15 protein-coding genes are annotated in these 16,554 nt (G+C 71.1%); 5 read left to right on the top strand and 10 right to left on the bottom strand.

Going from position 1 to position 16,554, the window contains the following annotated elements:
- The first annotated feature begins 205 nt into the window (after window positions 1–205).
- Entirely contained in the window at window positions 206–3,253 is a 3,048-nt protein-coding gene (locus tag AB0H86_RS17515) for a glycoside hydrolase family 38 C-terminal domain-containing protein (protein ID WP_362438477.1), read from the top strand.
- 73 nt (window positions 3,254–3,326) lie between these two features.
- Here AB0H86_RS17515 and AB0H86_RS17510 read toward each other — a convergent pair whose 3' ends face one another.
- Window positions 3,327–4,520 (bottom strand): M20 family metallopeptidase, encoded by a 1,194-nt coding sequence (locus AB0H86_RS17510; protein WP_362438474.1) that lies wholly within the window; start codon window positions 4,518–4,520, stop codon window positions 3,327–3,329.
- A gap of 72 nt (window positions 4,521–4,592) precedes the next feature.
- Window positions 4,593–6,146: an AbgT family transporter gene (locus AB0H86_RS17505; RefSeq protein WP_362438472.1), complete on the bottom strand. Its 1,554-nt coding sequence runs from the start codon at window positions 6,144–6,146 to the stop codon at window positions 4,593–4,595.
- Window positions 6,147–6,292: 146 nt separating this feature from the next.
- Here AB0H86_RS17505 and AB0H86_RS17500 point away from each other — a divergent pair, with 146 nt between their 5' ends.
- Entirely contained in the window at window positions 6,293–7,318 is a 1,026-nt protein-coding gene (locus tag AB0H86_RS17500) for an Lrp/AsnC ligand binding domain-containing protein (protein WP_362438469.1), read from the top strand.
- A 124-nt stretch (window positions 7,319–7,442) separates the two neighbouring features.
- On the opposite strand, the gene AB0H86_RS17495 is transcribed toward AB0H86_RS17500, so the two are convergent.
- Entirely contained in the window at window positions 7,443–7,676 is a 234-nt protein-coding gene (locus tag AB0H86_RS17495) for a hypothetical protein (RefSeq protein WP_362438466.1), read from the bottom strand.
- An 18-nt stretch (window positions 7,677–7,694) separates the two neighbouring features.
- The gene (locus tag AB0H86_RS17490) at window positions 7,695–8,849 is read right to left on the bottom strand and encodes an inorganic phosphate transporter (protein ID WP_362438463.1); all 1,155 of its coding nucleotides are present in this window, start codon (window positions 8,847–8,849) and stop codon (window positions 7,695–7,697) included.
- A 102-nt stretch (window positions 8,850–8,951) separates the two neighbouring features.
- Here AB0H86_RS17490 and AB0H86_RS17485 point away from each other — a divergent pair, with 102 nt between their 5' ends.
- The 3 genes from AB0H86_RS17485 (at window position 8,952) to AB0H86_RS17475 (ending at window position 10,607) form a co-directional block, all read left to right on the top strand.
- Entirely contained in the window at window positions 8,952–9,365 is a 414-nt protein-coding gene (locus tag AB0H86_RS17485) for a helix-turn-helix transcriptional regulator (protein ID WP_362438460.1), read from the top strand.
- A gap of 9 nt (window positions 9,366–9,374) precedes the next feature.
- Complete coding sequence (locus AB0H86_RS17480) at window positions 9,375–9,785, top strand: VOC family protein (RefSeq protein ID WP_362438457.1); 411 nt, start codon at window positions 9,375–9,377, stop codon at window positions 9,783–9,785.
- 75 nt (window positions 9,786–9,860) lie between these two features.
- Window positions 9,861–10,607, top strand: coding sequence for a VOC family protein (locus AB0H86_RS17475; RefSeq protein WP_362438454.1), 747 nt, complete (start codon window positions 9,861–9,863; stop codon window positions 10,605–10,607).
- A gap of 150 nt (window positions 10,608–10,757) precedes the next feature.
- Here the strand turns inward: AB0H86_RS17475 and AB0H86_RS17470 are convergent, their stop codons facing one another.
- The 6 genes from AB0H86_RS17470 to AB0H86_RS17445 form a co-directional block, all read right to left on the bottom strand.
- Window positions 10,758–11,996, bottom strand: a complete 1,239-nt coding sequence (locus tag AB0H86_RS17470; RefSeq protein WP_362438451.1) for a sigma-70 family RNA polymerase sigma factor — start codon at window positions 11,994–11,996, stop codon at window positions 10,758–10,760.
- 33 nt (window positions 11,997–12,029) lie between these two features.
- Window positions 12,030–12,449, bottom strand: coding sequence for a YciI family protein (locus AB0H86_RS17465; protein WP_362438448.1), 420 nt, complete (start codon window positions 12,447–12,449; stop codon window positions 12,030–12,032).
- Between the two features lie 160 nt (window positions 12,450–12,609).
- Window positions 12,610–12,810, bottom strand: coding sequence for a hypothetical protein (locus AB0H86_RS17460; protein WP_362438445.1), 201 nt, complete (start codon window positions 12,808–12,810; stop codon window positions 12,610–12,612).
- A gap of 199 nt (window positions 12,811–13,009) precedes the next feature.
- Window positions 13,010–13,657 (bottom strand): GNAT family N-acetyltransferase, encoded by a 648-nt coding sequence (locus AB0H86_RS17455; RefSeq protein ID WP_362438443.1) that lies wholly within the window; start codon window positions 13,655–13,657, stop codon window positions 13,010–13,012.
- Between the two features lie 223 nt (window positions 13,658–13,880).
- Window positions 13,881–14,957: a family 2 encapsulin nanocompartment cargo protein polyprenyl transferase gene (locus AB0H86_RS17450; RefSeq protein ID WP_362438440.1), complete on the bottom strand. Its 1,077-nt coding sequence runs from the start codon at window positions 14,955–14,957 to the stop codon at window positions 13,881–13,883.
- Window positions 14,958–15,070: 113 nt separating this feature from the next.
- Window positions 15,071–16,477 (bottom strand): family 2B encapsulin nanocompartment shell protein, encoded by a 1,407-nt coding sequence (locus AB0H86_RS17445; protein WP_362438437.1) that lies wholly within the window; start codon window positions 16,475–16,477, stop codon window positions 15,071–15,073.
- Window positions 16,478–16,554 lie beyond the last annotated feature (77 nt).

Genomic DNA, 16,554 nt, shown 5'->3' with positions numbered 1-16,554 from the left:
CCCGGCCGTGGTTGGTTGTTTTTTGTGGGTGTGTGGGGTGGGGGGGGGGGGGGTGCGGGGGGGGGGGGGGGCGCCCGGGGGGGCGGGGGGGGGGCCCCCCCCCGGCCCCCCCCCCCCCGGCCCTCTCACCGAGTTCGTCCCACCCTTTTCGTCCCGCCCTGTTCGTCCCGCCCTTTCCGTCCCGCCGAGTCCCAGGAGTGTTTTCATGCACGACGACCGGAAGCTGGTGGAGGACCGTCTCGACCGTGTCCTGCGCGAGCGGATCCGCCCCGCCGTCCACGGCATCCGGGTGCCCCTGGAGGTGGAGGTGTGGCACGCGCCCGGGGAGCCGGTACCGGTGACCGAGGGACTGGCCGCGCCGTACGAGCCCGCCCGGGTGGGCGACATCTGGGGCCGGCCGTGGGGCACCAGTTGGTTCCGGCTGACCGGCGCTGTGCCCAAGGAGTGGGCGAGCAGGCAGGTCGAGGCGGTGGTCGACCTCGGGTTCGGCTCCGAAACCCCCGGCTTCTCCGCGGAGGGCCTGGTGTACCGGCCGGACGGCACGGCTGTGAAAGGCCTGCACCCCCGCAGCGCCTCGGTGCGGATCGCCGCGTCCGCCGCCGGGGGCGAGCCCGTGACCCTGTATGTCGAGGCCGCGGCCAACCCGTTGATCGAAGGGCCCGTGACGTGGCTCGGCGACACCGAGACCGCCCCGCCGGAGCCGCTCTACCGGCTGCGACGGGCGGATCTCGCGGTCTTCGACCCGGACGTCTGGGAACTGGCGCAGGATCTGGACGTGTTGGGTCAGCTCATGCGCGAACTCCCGCTGGACACCCCGCGCCGCTGGGACGTGCTGCGCGCGATCGAACGTGCCCTGGACGCCCTCGACCTGGACGACGTCCCCGGCAGCGCGGCTGCGGCTCGGGAGTACCTGGCCCCCGCCCTGGCCGCCCCGGCCACGGCCTCCGCGCACCGGGTGGCCGCTGTGGGCCACGCGCACATCGACTCCGCCTGGCTGTGGCCGCTGCGCGAGACGGTACGGAAGGTGGCGCGTACCTGCTCCAACGTGGCCGCGCTGATGGACGACCACCCGGAGTTCGTGTTCGCCATGTCGCAGGCGCAGCAGCTCGCCTGGATCAAGGAGCACCGTCCGGAGGTGTTCGCCCGGGTGAAGGAGAAGGTGGCGGCAGGGCAGTTCGTGCCGGTCGGCGGGATGTGGGTGGAGTCGGACACCAACATGCCCGGCGGCGAAGCGCTGGCGCGGCAGTTCACACACGGCAAGCGGTTCTTCCTCGATGAGTTCGGGATCGAGACCGAGGAGGTGTGGCTACCGGACTCGTTCGGCTACAGCGCCGCCCTGCCACAGCTGGTGAAGTTGTCCGGGTCGAAGTGGTTCCTGACCCAGAAGATCTCCTGGAACCAGACCAACCCCTTCCCGCACCACACCTTCTGGTGGGAAGGGCTGGACGGCAGCCGGGTGTTCACGCATTTCCCCCCGGTGGACACGTACAACTCCGAGCTCTCCGGCCAGGAGATGGCCCACCTGGTGCGCAACTTCCGGGACAAGGGTTCGGCCAACCGCTCGATGGTGCCGTTCGGTTACGGCGACGGGGGAGGCGGTCCGACCCGGGAGATGCTCGCCCGCGCCCGCCGGCTGCGGGACCTGGAGGGCTCACCGCGGGTCGACATCGAAAAGCCCGCGCAGTTCTTCGCCAAGGCGCAGGCGGAGTACCCGAACGCGCCGGTGTGGGTGGGCGAGCTGTACCTGGAGCTGCACCGGGGTACCTACACCTCGCAGGCGAAGACGAAGCAGGGCAACCGGCGCAGCGAGTCGCTGCTGCGCGAGGCGGAACTCTGGGCCGCGACGGCGGCCGTACGCACGGGCTTCACCTACCCGTACGAGATGTTGGACCGGATCTGGAAGACGGTGCTGCTGCACCAGTTCCACGACATCCTTCCGGGCTCGTCCATCGCCTGGGTGCACCGTGAGGCCCGCCGGACCTACGCCCGGGTGGCCGAGGAGCTGGAGGCGGTGATCGATGCCGCCCAGCGGGCCCTCGCCGGAGAGGCGGGCCCGGGCGCGGGTGGCACCGTGGTGTTCAACGCGGCCCCGCACGAGCGGGGTGGCATCCCGGCGATGGGCGGCACCCCGGCCGCGGGCCGGCCCGCCGGCGAGGCGGTGTCCGCCGCCGAGCGCCCGGACGGCGGTTTCGTCCTCGACAACGGCCTGCTGCGGGTGACGGTGGACCGGCGCGGTCTGGTCACCTCCGTGTACGACGTCGCCGCCGGGCGCGAGGCGGTCGCGCCGGGTGGCGCGGCCAATCTGCTCCAGGTCCACCCTGACCTGCCCAATCACTGGGACGCCTGGGACGTGGACTCCTTCTACCGCAACGCCGTCACCGACCTGACGGACGCCGACGAGGTGCTGCTCACCCACAAGGACGACTCGGCGCTGGCAGCGGTACGGGTGGTCCGTTCCTTCGGCTCCTCGCGGGTTGAGCAGTCACTGGAGCTGCGGGCCGGTGCCAAGCGGCTGGACATCGACACGGAGGTGGACTGGCACGAACGGGAGAAGCTGCTCAAAGCGGCCTTCCCCGTGGACGTGCACGCGGACCGGTCCGCCGCCGAGACTCAGTTCGGGCACGTGTTCCGCCCCACGCACACCAACACCAGTTGGGACGCGGCCAAGTTCGAGATCTGCGCCCACCGATTCCTGCACGTGGGCGAGCCGGACTGGGGGGCGGCGGTGGTGAACGACTCGACGTACGGGCACGACGTCACCCGCACGGTGCGCGAAGACGGTGGGACGACGACGACCGTACGGCTGTCCCTGCTGCGCGCGCCACGTTACCCGGACCCGGACACCGACCAGGGCGTGCACCGATTCCGGTACGCCTTCGTCGCGGGCGCGGATATCGCGGAGGCGGTGCGGGAGGGGTACCGGATCAATCTTCCTGAGCGTTCGGTGCCGGGTGACGCGGTGGTGGCCCCGCTGGTCACGGTGGACCGCGACTCGGTGGTCGTGGAGTCGGTCAAACTCGCCGACGACCGGTCGGGGGCGGTGGTCGTGCGGCTGTACGAGGCGTTGGGGCGGCGGGCAGACGTCCGTGTGACCGCCGGTTTCCCCCTCGCCTCGGCCGTCTCCGTCGACCTGCTGGAGCGCCCTCCGGCGGAGAGCCCCGCACCGTACGAGGTGTCCGGGGACCACACGGTGACACTTTCGCTGCGCCCCTTCCAGATCGTGACGCTGCGGCTGGCCCCGGCAGTGCGGTGACGGGCCACAGGCGCGGGCCGGTTGAGGGGCCCGCCCTGCTCCCCGTACACAGCCGCTGCCCGGACACCATGGCTCAGCCGCGCAGCGGTTCCGCCAGGCGGCCAAGGAGCCCGGCGACCAGGGCGGTCTGGGCGGGCACGGTGTCGGGGTAGATGAACTCGCCCTGGGCGTGGGCGCCGTCGCCGACCGCGCCCATGCCGCACAGGACCGGCAGGCCGAGGGCGGCGACGAAGTTGGCGTCGCTGGCGCCGCCGACTGCCACGTCGGGCAGGTCCTCGCGTCCCTGCTCGCGGGCGACCTCGCGGGCGAGGGCGAGGAGCGGGGCGGAGGCGCCGTTCGGTATCATCGGCGGCCGGTTCCAGGCGTGGTCGACCTCGATGCGTACGCGGGGGTCGCTGACCTTGATGGCGGCGAACTCGGCGTCCACACGGTTCTGTTCGGACTCGCTGCTGATCCGGATGTCGACGCTGGCCGTGGCCTGTCCGGCGACGACGTTGGTGGCCGAACCGCCGCTGATCAGGCCAGTGTTGATGGTCGTGCCCTTCTCGGGGCGGGCGACCTTCGCGGCGGCGATCACGAATTCGGACAGGGCCAGGATCGCGCTCGCCCCGTCCTGCGGCGCGAGCCCGGCGTGGGCCGCGACGCCGGTGGCGGCGACCTTGAAGATCCCGGAACCCTTGCGGGCGGTCTTGACGGCGCCGTGCGCGGTGGGCTCCAGGACCAGCGTGACGTCGACCTTGCTCGCGACGTCCTCGATCACGGGGCGTGAGGACAAGGAGCCGATCTCCTCGTCGCCGTTGAAGAGGAAGGTGACGGTGGGCAGCGGGGCGCCGCTCTCCCGAGCGAGCTTCAGGGCCCAAATACCCTGCGCCAGACCGGTCTTCATGTCGAAGACGCCGGGCGCGCTGAGCTTCTCCCGACCGTCGCCGTCCGCGTCCGGCTGCTCCCATCCGGCGAGCGTGCCCGTCGGCCACACGGTGTCGTAGTGGCCGACCAGCGCGACGTGCCCGGCGCCGGTGCCGGTGTAGGTCAGCGTGAGGGTGTCGCCGCACTCGCCGCCCGGGTGGCGGTGCTCATGGTCAGGCTGCCCGAGCCGACGCACGGCCAGTTCGCGCAGAAGGCCCAGGCCCGCCGCGAGACCGGCCAGGTCGTAGCTGCTGGTCTCCTGGCGGACAAGGGTGAGGATGTCGGTGACGATCTCCGACGAGACCTCCTGGGCGCGGGCGGTGAGGGCGGCGGGTGCGGCGGGTACGGGCGATGCGGTCATGATCGGCTTTCTCGAGTCTGTCGTACGTCTCGTACGACGGTGTGGGGGGCGTTTCTCGATGGCAGGGCTGGGTCAGCCGACGCCGAAGGGGATGCCGAGCAGGTACCAGACCACGAAGAACGCGACCCAGACGACCCAGACGACGGCGGCGATCGGGATGGTGAACGAGGCCAGCGTGCCGATGCCGGCGGACTTCTTGTGCTGCTGGATGAAGCCGAGGGCCATCGCGAAGTAAGGGCTCATCGGGGTGACACAGTTGGTGACCGAGTCAGCGACGCGGTATACGGCCTGGGTGGTCTCGGGCTCGATGCCGATGAGCATCAGCATCGGGACCAGCACCGGGGCGGCCAACGCCCACAGCGCGGAGCCGCTGGTGATCACGAGGTTCATGAAGGTGATCAGTACGGCGATGCCGACCAGCACGCTCCAGCCGCTGAGGTGGATCTGCTTCAGCGTCTCCGCGCCCTCGATGGCGATCACGCTGCCGATGTTCGTCCACTTGAAATACGCGAGGAACTGGGAGATCGCGAAGAACAGGACGAGGATCGGGGCAAAGGTGCGGGTGCCCTCGACCAGCGCGTCCACGATGTCGCTCGGCGCCCGGAATGTCCCCGTCATGCGGCCGTAGACCCAGCCGAGCAGGGAGAAGAACAGGAACAGCACGATCGACATGCCGCTGATCACCGGGGACTCGACCAGGGAGCCACCTTCGCCGCGCAGCGGGGAGGACGCCGGGATCATGGCGACCGCCAGGACCGCGAGGAAGCCGAGCGCGGTCAGGCCGGTCACCCGCAGGGCGCGGCGCTGCTCCGGGGTCACCTCGATCGCCTTCAGCTCCGCGGTGGTCAGCGCCTTGACCGGCTCGTCGGGGTCCAGGTCCGAGCGCTTGGAGAGGACCTTGTCGACGACGAGCGTGATCACCAGGGCGACGAGGACGGACGAGGCGAGGCCGAAGAAGTAGTTCGCCACCGGGGTGACGACGTAGTGCGGGTCGATGGTGTGGGCGGCGGCGGTGGAGATCGACGAGAGCAGTACGTCGGTCGTGGTGAGGGACGGCGAGGCGTCGTAGCCGGCGGAGATGGAGACGTACGCGACGATGCAGCCGAGGACGGGGCTGCGGCCGGCCGCGCGGAAGACGAGTGCCCCGAGCGGGATGAGGGTGACGTACGCGGCGTCGCCGGCGACATGGGCGACCATCGCCGTCATCGACAGCGCGAAGGTGAGGTACTTGCCGGGCACCCTCGCGACCATGCGGCGCAGCAGGGTCGTGAACAGCCCGCTCGCCTGGGCGACGGAGATGCCGAAGCCGACGATGAGGATGGTGGCCAGCGGCGGGAAGGTCGCGAAGTTGTCGACGGCCCCCTCGACCATCGTCGTGAGCCCGGCCTTGCTGAGCAGGCTCTGGACCTTGATGGTCTCGTGCGTTCCGGGGTGCAGGGTGCTGACACCGGCCGCCGCCAGGACCGCGCTGAGGACGATCACGACCCCCGCGAGGATCCAGAACAGCCAGAACGGGTTGGGCAGCTTGTTGCCGACCTTCTCGATCGCCGCGAAGGCGCGGAACGCGGCGCGCAGGACTCTCGAAGGCGGTTCGGTCGGCTGTGGCTCGGTGGCGGTGGCACTCATGGGTACCTCTTCGTGCATTCGGGGAGGGCTCAAGATGACGTCTGAGGGATGTTCCCGCAAACCATGACAGCCGAATGAGCGATTCTCTAGTACCGGCGTGTAACAGTGGCATTAACCAGCAGACAGCCGCGGTCTAAGGTAGGCGCATGACCCGCCTTCTCCTGGACGAGCTCGACCGGCGCCTGATCGGGGCGCTGCATCTGGCACCCCGGGCCACCTGGGACGACATCGGCGGGATCCTGTCCGCCGACGCCGGCACCCTGAAGCGCCGCTACGACCGACTGCACGAGGCCCGAATGGTCCGCGTGATCGGGCAGGCCGACTGGGGCATGCACTCCACGGCGATGCCGATCCACGTGTTTTTGGACATTACTGGCGAAACCCCGCTGGCCGTCCTCGACCGGTTGCGTGACCTGCCCCACTTGCAGCTCCTGGCGCAGGTCTCCGGCGACTATCCGCTCTACGCCGTCGTCCACGCCCCCAGCGAGGCCGCCACCAGCGAGGCCATCGACCGGATGTTCTCGATCCCCGGAGTCCGCCGCGTCAACGCCCTGCCCGCGCTCAGCACCCTGCGCCGGGGCATCACCTGGGACCCACAGTTACTGAACGACACCGAACGGGCCGACCTGCTGAAACTCACTGGTGCGCAGCCGGAGGGCATCGCGACGGCGACACCTCCCGCCAAACCCCTGAGCGAGGCCGAGCGCGCGGTCGTCACTCTGCTGATGCAGGACGGCCGGTCCTCCGCCGCGAGCATCGCGCGGGCCGCGGACCTGGCCACCTCCACCGCGCACCGCGTCGTCCGCCGGGTCCTCGACGAGCAGTGGGTCAAGCCGCGCCTGGAGATCGTGTCGGAGTGGCTCGGCTTCCAGACACCCTTCGTGCTGCGCCTACGGGTCGCCCCTGGCGACACCCCCGACGTCATGCGCCGCCTGGACCAGCTCCCCCAGACCCGGCTCGCCGTCCACGTCGCCAGCGACATGTCCGTCCTGTGCGCCGGCCTGGTGACCGACCGCTCCGCCCTCGCGGTCTTCATCGACAACGAACTCGCCAAGATCCCCGGCATCCTCACCGTCAGCACCGCCGTCATGCTCGCCGAGCCGCGCCGCTACTGGCTGGACCGGGACCGGACGTCGGGGCTCGGGGAATTCCACGCGCCGACGCTGCTGTGACGCGGGGACGCCGGCCGACGGAGTCGGGAGAGCGGGTCCGATGGCCGTTGTACGGGAACGGCGAAGGGGCCCGGCCGGACACGTTCCGGCCGGTTCTCTTCGCCGTTCCCGTACAGCGGGCGGGTCAGTGGAACCGCGGCACGATCAGATAGATCCCGTACGCCACCACCGTCGCGCACGCGGTGAAGCAGAGGGCGGCCTGGGTGAGGCTCACGGCGTGGGTGGTGCCGTTCTCCTCGCGTGCTCCCTCGAACCGCGCGAGGCCGAGGACACCGAGGGCGAAGACGACGACCACGGCGACGGTGACGCCGATGCTCACCGCGGTGACCTGGCCCAGTGCGCTCCAGTCGAGACTCATGCTCTGAACTCCCGTGACTCAGGCGGCCGCGCCGACCTCGGCCGGCGTGGTGGCTCGGACGGCGACCTCATGGGCGTCGTTGACGTTGTTCGCGTGCACCGGGTTGCGCCGGGAGAGGATCACGATGCCCGTGGCGACAGCGGCGCCGACCAGGGCGACGACGACCGTACCGAGGTTGCCGCCGTGCTTGACCACACTCGCGGAGACACCGCCGACCAGCGCGGCGGCGGGCAGTGTGATCAGCCAGGCGGCGACCATCCGGCCCGCGACACCCCAGCGCACCTCCGCGAGCCGCCGCCCGAGGCCCGCGCCGAGGATGCTGCCCGAGGCGACCTGGGTGGTGGACAGGGCGAAGCCGAGATGGGCGGAGGTCAGGATGACGGTCGTGGAGGCGGTCTCGGCGGCGAAGCCCTGCGGCGACTGGATCTCCGTCAGGCCCTTGCCCATCGTGCGGATGATCCGCCAGCCGCCGATGTAGGTGCCCAGGCCGATGGCGAGCCCCGCCGACGCGATGACCCACACCGGCGGACCGGCGTCGTGTCCGAGCGCGCCCGCCGAGATGAGCGCCAGGGTGATGACGCCCATGGTCTTCTGCGCGTCGTTCGTGCCGTGCGCGAGCGAGACCAGGGAGGCAGAGGCGATCTGCCCGAGCCGGAAGCCCTTGGTCACCGACTTCTTGCGGGCCCGGGCGGTGAGCTTGTAGGCGAAGTACGTGGCGATCAGGGCAGCGACCCCGGCGACCAGCGGCGAGGCCACCGCCGGGATCAGCACCTTCTCGACCACCTTGTCGAAGTGCACACCGTGGGAGCCGGCACCGACCCAGACCGCCCCGATCAGCCCGCCGAACAGCGCGTGCGACGAACTGGACGGCAGCCCGACCAGCCAGGTCAGCAGATTCCACAGGATCGCCCCGATCAGCCCCGCGAAGATCATTCCCGGCGAGACCAGGGTGTCGTCCACGATGCCGCCGGAGATCGTCTTGGCCACCTCGGTGGACAGGAAGGCGCCGACAACGTTGAGGATTCCGCTGATGAGGACAGCGGTTCTCGGCTTCAGCGCCCCCGTGGCGATGGAGGTGGCCATCGCGTTCGCCGTGTCGTGGAACCCGTTGGTGAAATCGAAGGCGAGCGCCGTGACGATGACGACGGCCACCAGGAACGTGATGTGGTCCATTCCGCAAGGCAAACAAGGCCAGACCAATCCCCGGAGAACCGGAGGCAAAGCCTGTTCCAGGACCACGCGCACAAGTGATGGAGGCCGTGTGATGCTGAGGGCGTGACCCTTGAGGACCTGGTCCGGCTGCGGCGGGCGCGCGACCGGATGGACCGCGAATACGCCGAGCCGCTCGACGTCCCCGCGCTCGCCCGCACCGCCCTGATGTCACCGGGCCACTTCCAGCGCAGCTTCCGGGAGGCGTTCGGCGAGACGCCGTACGCCTATCTCATGACCCGCCGGGTGGAACGCGCCAAGGCCCTGCTGCGCCGCGGCGATCTCACCGTGACCGAGGTGTGCATGGCGGTCGGCTGCACCTCGCTGGGCTCCTTCAGCTCCCGTTTCACCGAACTGGTCGGCGAGACCCCGAGTGCCTACCGGGCCCGCTCGCACGAGACCGGCGCGGCGATCCCGGCGTGCGTGGCCAGGATGTACACCCGCCCCCGACGAGGGGCGGGAGGCCCGCCCCGGTTCTAGGCTTCGAGCATGGATCTGAAACTCAAGCAGTGCTTCATCGCCGTCGACGACCATGACAAGGCGATCGCCTTCTACCGGGACGTGTTGGGCCTGGAGATCCGCAATGACGTCGGTTTCGAGGGGATGCGGTGGGTGACCGTCGGCTCGCCTCTGCAGTCGGACGTGGAGATCGTGCTGGAGCCGCCGGCCGCGAACCCGGACGCCTCGCCCGCCGACCGGGAGGCGATGGCCCGGCTGCTGGCGAAGGGCGTGCTGCGCGGGGTCATCTTCACCACCGCCGACTGCGACGCCCTGTTCTCCCGGGTCCAGGAGTCCGGCGCCGATGTGCTCCAGGAACCGATGGACCAGCCGTACGGCGTGCGGGACTGCGCGTTCCGGGACCCGGCGGGGAACACGCTGCGGTTCATGGAGCGGGCGTGAAGTGACGTCGGACGTCGGGCGTCGGGCGTCGGGCGTCGGGCGAGACCACGGCTTCGGCGATCTACGATCACCGCCATGAGCCGATCCGTCCTGTGGACCTACGCCTTCATCGACCGGCCCCTCCCCCTGCTCGATGGGACCTGCGAGTTCTGGACCGCCGTCACGGGCACCCGGCTGTCCGCACCGCGGGGTGAACGGCAGGAGTTCGTGACCTTGCTGCCGGACGGATCCGACGCCTGTGTGAAGGTCCAGGGAGTGCTGGACGGCGAGGGCGGCGCGCATCTCGACCTCGCCGTGGACGACGTGCCGGAGTTCGTCGCGTCGGCGCACCGGCTCGGGGCACGGACGGTGACCGACCTCGGCACCCTCGTCGTCCTGCGCTCCCCCGCCGGCCAACTGTTCTGCGCGGTGCGGTGGCAGGGCGAGTCGAGGCGGCCGCCGGTGGTGCGCGGCAGCCGCGTCGACCAGGTCTGCCTCGACCTCGCGCCTTCGTCCTACGACGCCGAAGTCGCGTTCTGGAGCGGCCTGCTGCCCGACTGGGAGTCCCTGCCCGGCTCGCTCCCCGAGTTCCACGTGATCAAGCCGCCGCCGGGGCTGCCGGTCCGTATCCTCCTGCAACGGCTCGACGAGGAACGCCCCGCCTCCGCCCACCTCGACCTGGCCTGCGCGGACATCGAGGCGACCCGCGCCGCGCACGAACGCCTCGGGGCGCGGGCGGTCTTCCTGGGCAGGCACTGGACCGTGATGCGCGATCCGGCGGGCGGCCCGTACTGCCTGACGGGCCGTGACCCGGAGACGGGCGGACTGCCTGACCGCTCGTGAACGCGCAGGCGGTGAGCGGTCGGTCGTACCCGTGGGGATCGGTCGTACCCGTAGGGGTCGGTCGTACCCGTGGGGGTCGTACCCGTCGGGGATCACCACCGCACCCGGCGGGGCCTCTCCCCCGTCATGCCCATGTCTTCCGCATGCGCCTCACGTCGCCCCCGGCCCGTCGGTCTGGCCCGTCAACCGGGCCACCCGCGCCCGCAGATAGCGCTGCTCGGGCAGGCTCAGGGTCTTGGCGGCGGCCGACTCGTAGGCCGCCCGCGCCTCGACGTCGGCGCCCGCGCGCTCCAGCAAGTGACCCCGGACCGCGTCCAGTCGGTGGCTCTCACCCAAGTCGCCCTCCAGGGCGTCCAGTTCGGCGAGGCCGGCCTGTGGGCCGTGGACCATGGCGACGGCGACCGCGCGGCCCAGGCGCTCCACGGGACCGGGGACGAGGCGTACGAGGACGTCGTACAGGCCGAGGATCTCCTGCCAGTCGGTGGCGTCCGCGGACGGTGCCTCGTCGTGCACGGCGGCGATGGCGGCCCGCACCTGGTAGGGGCCCGCGGGTCCGCCGCTCAGCGCCCGGGTGACCAGCGCGACGCCCTCCTCGATCGCGGCCCTGTCCCAGCGGCCGCGGTTCTGCTCGTCGAGCGGGATCAGTTCGCCGTGCGGGCCGGAACGCGCGTCACGGCGGGCGTCGGTGAGCAGCATCAGGGCCAGCAGTCCGGCCACCTCGCCGAAGTCGGGGAGCAGCCGGTGGACCTCCCGGGTCAGCCGGATCGCCTCCCGGGCCAGGTCACGCCGCTGAAGGCTGGGGCCCGAGGTCGCCGTGTAGCCCTCGTTGAAGATCAGGTACAGGGTCCGCAGGACGGCGGGCAGGCGCCGCTCCCAGGTGTCCGGGCGTTCGAAGCGCACGCCGCGCACCTTCCGCTTGGCGCGGCTGATCCTCTGCGCCATCGTCGCCTCGGGGACGAGGTGGGCCCGCGCGATCTCCGCCGTCGTCAGACCACCGACCGCGCGCAGTGTGAGCGCGGTCTGCGCGGACGGGGTGAGGTCCGGATGGCAGCACAGGAAGAGCAGCGAGAGGGTGTCGTCCTCGCGGGGCGCCCGGTCCTCGGCCACGAACGAGTCGCGCGGCGTGAGTGCCGCCGCCCGTTCCTCCCGCGCCCGCCGCGCCTCCTCCGCCCGGAGGGCGTCGGTCAGCCGCCGCGAGGCCACCCTGATGAGCCACCCGCGCGGATTGTCGGGCACACCCTCCGCGGGCCACTGCCCGGCCGCGGCGAGCAGTGCCTCCTGTACGGCGTCCTCGGCGGCGTCGAAGTGGCCGTACCGTCTGACCAGCGCGCCGAGGACCTGCGGCGCGTATCGGCGCAGCAGGTCCTCGGTCTCGGTCGGGCCACTCACGGTCTCCTCGGCAGTCGGTCGCCGACGGTCTCCTCAGCAGATGTCCCCGGCGCCGTCCAGGATGGGACGGATCACCACCGGGTAGACGGGAGCGCCCTCGGGCTGGGGGCAGCGGGTGACACGGGCGGCGATCTCCGTGACCCGGTCCAGGCTCGCGCACTCCAGCACCCAGTAGCCCGCCATCAGCTCCTTGGTCTCGCTGTACGGCCCGTCGGTGATCACCGCCTTGCCGTCCTCGCCGAGCGTGACCGTGCGGATTCGCGCCGGCTCGGCCAGACCCTGTCCGTCGACGAGTTCACCGGTCTCGGAGAGGTCGTCGTTGATCGCGCCCATGTAGGCGTACATCGCCTGGAGGTCCTGCTCGTTCCAGGCCGGGGAGCCCGGGGTCGCCTTGCCCCGCATCGCCTCGTAGTCCGTCTGCGTTCCCTGCACCATGACCAGGTACTTCGCCATGAGTCCACTCCTTCGGCTGCCTTCGGTGGTCCCCCTGGGCGGGGGTTCACAGGGGACGTCGGAGCCGCTCGGGGATTCTCGACACCGTTCGGGTGGGGTTCTCAGGTTCTGGTTCTCAGGTTCTCTTCTCGGTCCTGTGCGCGGTGGTGGTCCGAGGGCCTCATGAACGGGGCTCGGCCTTTCCGGGCCCCTTCCCGGCCTCGGCACCTTTCGCGCCTTCCGCGACGTACGCCGCGCACTCGGGGTCTCGGCACGGCCCGGCCACCCACACCGGGACCCACGCGCCCAGCGTCTTGTGGCGCCGGACGACCGTGTCGACGGGCTGTCCGCAGACGGGACAGGTATGTACCTCGCTGTCCATGTCTTCAGAGTAGGGCGAGCGAGGCGCCAGCGCTCCCTGCCGTACGTACGCACCAGGGCGCCGTTCTTGCAGGCGCATACGTCGTCGAGCTCGAACTCACCGCCCTCCGCCTTGAGTTCACGCACTCTGCCGACCAGGTCGTCCGCGACGATCTCGACGTTCGGGTCGGGCTGGGCGAGTGGGCGGGTGACGGTTCGGCTCAGCCCTGGGGCTCTCGCCACATCGGCCACATTCTGGGGCCGTCGGGCAGGTCGAGGGGGCTGCCCGCGAGCGCGAAGCCGAGGCGCTCGTACAGCTTGCGGCTGCGGGCGTTGCTCGCCTCCAGGTAGGCGGGCAGTCGCTCGCGGTCACAGCGGTCGAGGACCGAGGCCATGAGCGCGGTGCCGAGGCCCTCGCCCTGATGCTCGGGGGCCACGGCGATCATCCACAGGTAGGCGTGGGCGGGGCCCGAGGGGTGGATGTCCGCCGTGAGCCGGCCGATCAGCTCGACGCGCTCGTTGTCCGGGTCGACGGCCTCGCGCAGCCGGGCGGGGCCGTCGCTCTCCGCGGCGCCGTCTCGGGCGGAGTCGTCCAGGGCGGAGTCGTCCGCGGCCGAGTCGCCTCCATGGTCGTCCCCCGGCACGGACAGCCACAGCGCGCAGGCCGTACCGTCCTCGGTGACGTCGACACGGCCCTCGGCGAGCACGAGATCGGTGAACGCGGCCATCAGCATGGGGTGGGTCGTACGGCGGTGCTCGTCCGCCGGGAAGACCCAGCAGCTCACCGGATCGGTCTGGAAGGCCTCGTCCAGCAACCGGACGAGCAACTCCCGGTCTCCTGCGCCCGCTGTCCGGACCACCACGCCCATGCCCACCCCTTTGTCTCAACCAGCCTTGGCTGTACGGCGGTTGAGCCTATACGGGAGCGTCCGGCGCCGGGAGGAAAGTGGCGGGGCCCGCACGCCGTGGGGATGTGCGGGACCCGCCGGACCGGAGCCCGCGGCCGTGCGGTGTCAGGAGCCGCACGGCCTCGGGGGACTCCGGGGTCCTGGGCGCCCTCCCCCCTGGTGGGCGCCCTTCGGTGCAGGCGCGTCAGTAGCTGCGCCGGGTCACGAACTCGGCCAGCGAGAGCAGACCGCCCGCCGCTTCCGGGTCGGACACCGCCCGGGCCAGCTCATGCATCGCCCGGGCCATCCGGTCGGCGGCCTGGACCTGCGCCCAGTCGCGCCCGCCCGCCCGCTCCACCGCCAGGGCGGTCCGCTCCAAGTCCTCCTCCACGTAAGGGGCTTCGTACAGTGCGGCCAGTTCGGCGGACTCCGGGGTGCCGGAGACCAGCGCGGCGACCACCGGCAACGACTTCTTGCGGGCTGCCAGGTCCGCCCCGGCCGGCTTGCCGGTGCTGCGCGGGTCGCCCCATATGCCGATCACATCGTCGATGAGCTGGAACGCGAGCCCGGCCTCCCTGCCGAACCCGTCCAGCGCCTGGACGTCCTCCTCCCCCGCTCCCGCGTACAGCGCGCCCAGGGCACAGGCGCACCCGAGCAGCGCACCCGTCTTGGCCTCGGCCATGGCGAGCACCTCGTCGAGGGTGACGTCACGCGGGCCGAGCGCCTCCATGGCGGTGTCCGCGTGCTGGCCGGCGCAGAGTTCGACCACACAGTCGGCGAGCCGGGCGGCGGCCCGCGCGGACGCCGGATGCGGGTCCTCGGCCAGCAGCCGCAGGGCCAGCGCCTGGAGTGTGTCCCCGGCGAGGATCGCGTCGGCGTCGCCGAACACGGTCCAGGCGGTGGGCCGATGCCGGCGGGTGGTGTCCCGGTCCATCACGTCGTCGTGCAGCAACGTGAAGTTGTGGACCAGCTCCACCGCCGCGGCCGCCCGCACCGCCGCCGCCCGCGCCTCCGGTCCACCGAGCGCGGCGGCCGCGGTGAGGACCAGCGCGGGACGTATCGCCTTGCCCGAGCTGCCCGCCGCCGGGGTGCCGTCCGCGTGTTCCCAGCCGAAGTGGTAGAGCACGATACGGCGCATGGAGCCGGGCAGCGACTCGATCGCGGAGCGCAGCTCGGGATCGACCGACGCCCGCGTCCGCTCCAGGATCACCCCCGCCTCGTGCCCGTCGAGCGGATGCGTCCCGGTGGAACGTCGCTCCGCCTCCGCCATGAACTCGGCCATGGGGTCCCCCTCGGAGGGTCCGCGGGCGGTGGCGTCCGCGCCGCGGCCGGGCACGGACGACCGGGGTGTACCCGCCCCGTGGGGCGAGAACACGGCCTTCAGGTGGGCGGACGTCACCTCCAGCGGCCGATCTCGACGTTCTCCAGAACACCCAGCGCGTCCGGCACCAGGACCGCCGCCGAGTAGTACGCCGTCACCAGGTACTTGATGATCGCCTGCTCATTGATGCCCATGAAGCGCACCGACAGGCTCGGCTCGATCTCGTCCGGGATGCCGGCCTGCTGCAGGCCGATGACACCCTGCTCGGCCTCGCCGGTACGCATGGCGATGATCGAGGTCGTGCGGGCCTCGGTGACCGGGATCTTGTTGCACGGGTAGATCGGCACCCCGCGCCAGGTGGGGATCCGATTGCCGGCCACCTCGATGGTCTCGGGGACGAGTCCGCGCTTGTTGAGCTCACGGCCGATCGCGGAGATCGCGCGCGGATGGGCGAGCAGCAGCTTGGTGCCGCGCCGCCTGCTGAGCAGCTCGTCCAGGTCGTCAGGGCCGGGTACGCCCTCGTGCGGCTGAATCCGCTGGTCGTACTCGCAGTTGTTGAGCAGACCGAACTCGCGGTTGTTGACGAGCTCGTGCTCCTGGCGTTCCTTCAACGCCTCGACCGTGAGCCGGATCTGCTGCTCGGTCTGGTTCATGGGCTGGTTGTAGAGGTCGGCCACGCGGGAGTGGATGCGCAGCACGGTCTGGGCGATGCTCAGTTCGTACTCACGGGGCCGGGCCTCGTAGTCGACGAAGGTGTGCGGGATGTCCGGCTCGCCGTCATGACCGGCCGCGAGGTCGATCGCCTTCTCACCGAACTTGTTGGTGCGCTGCGAGGGGATCGAGCGCAGCTCCTGGAGGTGTGCGCTCAGGGATTCGGTGCGCTCCGCGACCTGCTCGACCGACTGGCGGGGCAGCACGAGCACCGTGCAGGCGGTGACCGCGCGGGCCGTGTACTCCCAGATGGCGTCCGGGTCGAGCAGCGCCTGGTCGCCGAAGTACGCGCCGTCGGCGAGGACTCCGAGGACCGCGTCGTCGCCGTAGGGGCCGGTGCCGACCTTCTCCACCCGGCCGTGCGCCAGCAGGAAGACCTCGTCGGTCCGGCTGCCGAACTCGGCGATCACGGTCCCGGCGCCGAACTCCCGCTGCTCGCAGCGCCGAGCCAGTTCGGTGAGCACGTCCTCGTCGTCATAGGACCTCAGTGCGGGCAACTCGCCCAGCTCCGCGGGGATCACCTCGACGCGGTCGCCGGTCTTCACGAACGTCACCCGGCCGTCTCCCACGGCGTAGGTCAGTCGCCGGTTCACGCGGTAGGTACCGCCCTGCACGTTCACCCAGGGAAGCATGCGCAGCAGCCAGCGGGAGCTGATCTCCTGCATCTGAGGTGCGGACTTGGTGGTGGTGGCCAGGTTCCGCGCGGCCGCCGTGCCGAGACTCTGCTGCGGCTTGTCCTGCTCCGCGCGGACCTCTTCGCCTACCGACATAAGGAATTGCCCTCCCGGTCATACGCGGCAGCGTGTGCTCCGCGCATCGATCTGCACGGACAAGCCTTCCATCACGG

Origin of the sequence: Streptomyces sp. NPDC050997 (genome assembly GCF_040660135.1) — a bacterium.
Lineage (GTDB): Bacteria > Actinomycetota > Actinomycetes > Streptomycetales > Streptomycetaceae > Streptomyces.
This window is presented reverse-complemented; position numbering and strand designations above follow the sequence as displayed.

Excerpts from the sequence above, each read along its gene's own strand:
- AB0H86_RS17515 (WP_362438477.1), top strand. The coding sequence starts at position 206 with ATGCACGACGACCGGAAGCTGGTGGAGGACCGTCTCGACCGTGTCCTG.
- AB0H86_RS17510 (WP_362438474.1), bottom strand. The coding sequence starts at position 4,520 with ATGACCGCATCGCCCGTACCCGCCGCACCCGCCGCCCTCACCGCCCGC.
- AB0H86_RS17505 (WP_362438472.1), bottom strand. The coding sequence starts at position 6,146 with ATGAGTGCCACCGCCACCGAGCCACAGCCGACCGAACCGCCTTCGAGA.
- AB0H86_RS17500 (WP_362438469.1), top strand. The coding sequence starts at position 6,293 with ATGACCCGCCTTCTCCTGGACGAGCTCGACCGGCGCCTGATCGGGGCG.
- AB0H86_RS17495 (WP_362438466.1), bottom strand. The coding sequence starts at position 7,676 with ATGAGTCTCGACTGGAGCGCACTGGGCCAGGTCACCGCGGTGAGCATC.
- AB0H86_RS17490 (WP_362438463.1), bottom strand. The coding sequence starts at position 8,849 with ATGGACCACATCACGTTCCTGGTGGCCGTCGTCATCGTCACGGCGCTC.
- AB0H86_RS17480 (WP_362438457.1), top strand. The coding sequence starts at position 9,375 with ATGGATCTGAAACTCAAGCAGTGCTTCATCGCCGTCGACGACCATGAC.
- AB0H86_RS17475 (WP_362438454.1), top strand. The coding sequence starts at position 9,861 with ATGAGCCGATCCGTCCTGTGGACCTACGCCTTCATCGACCGGCCCCTC.
- AB0H86_RS17465 (WP_362438448.1), bottom strand. The coding sequence starts at position 12,449 with ATGGCGAAGTACCTGGTCATGGTGCAGGGAACGCAGACGGACTACGAG.
- AB0H86_RS17460 (WP_362438445.1), bottom strand. The coding sequence starts at position 12,810 with ATGGACAGCGAGGTACATACCTGTCCCGTCTGCGGACAGCCCGTCGAC.
- AB0H86_RS17455 (WP_362438443.1), bottom strand. The coding sequence starts at position 13,657 with ATGGGCGTGGTGGTCCGGACAGCGGGCGCAGGAGACCGGGAGTTGCTC.
- AB0H86_RS17450 (WP_362438440.1), bottom strand. The coding sequence starts at position 14,957 with ATGGCCGAGTTCATGGCGGAGGCGGAGCGACGTTCCACCGGGACGCAT.
- AB0H86_RS17445 (WP_362438437.1), bottom strand. The coding sequence starts at position 16,477 with ATGTCGGTAGGCGAAGAGGTCCGCGCGGAGCAGGACAAGCCGCAGCAG.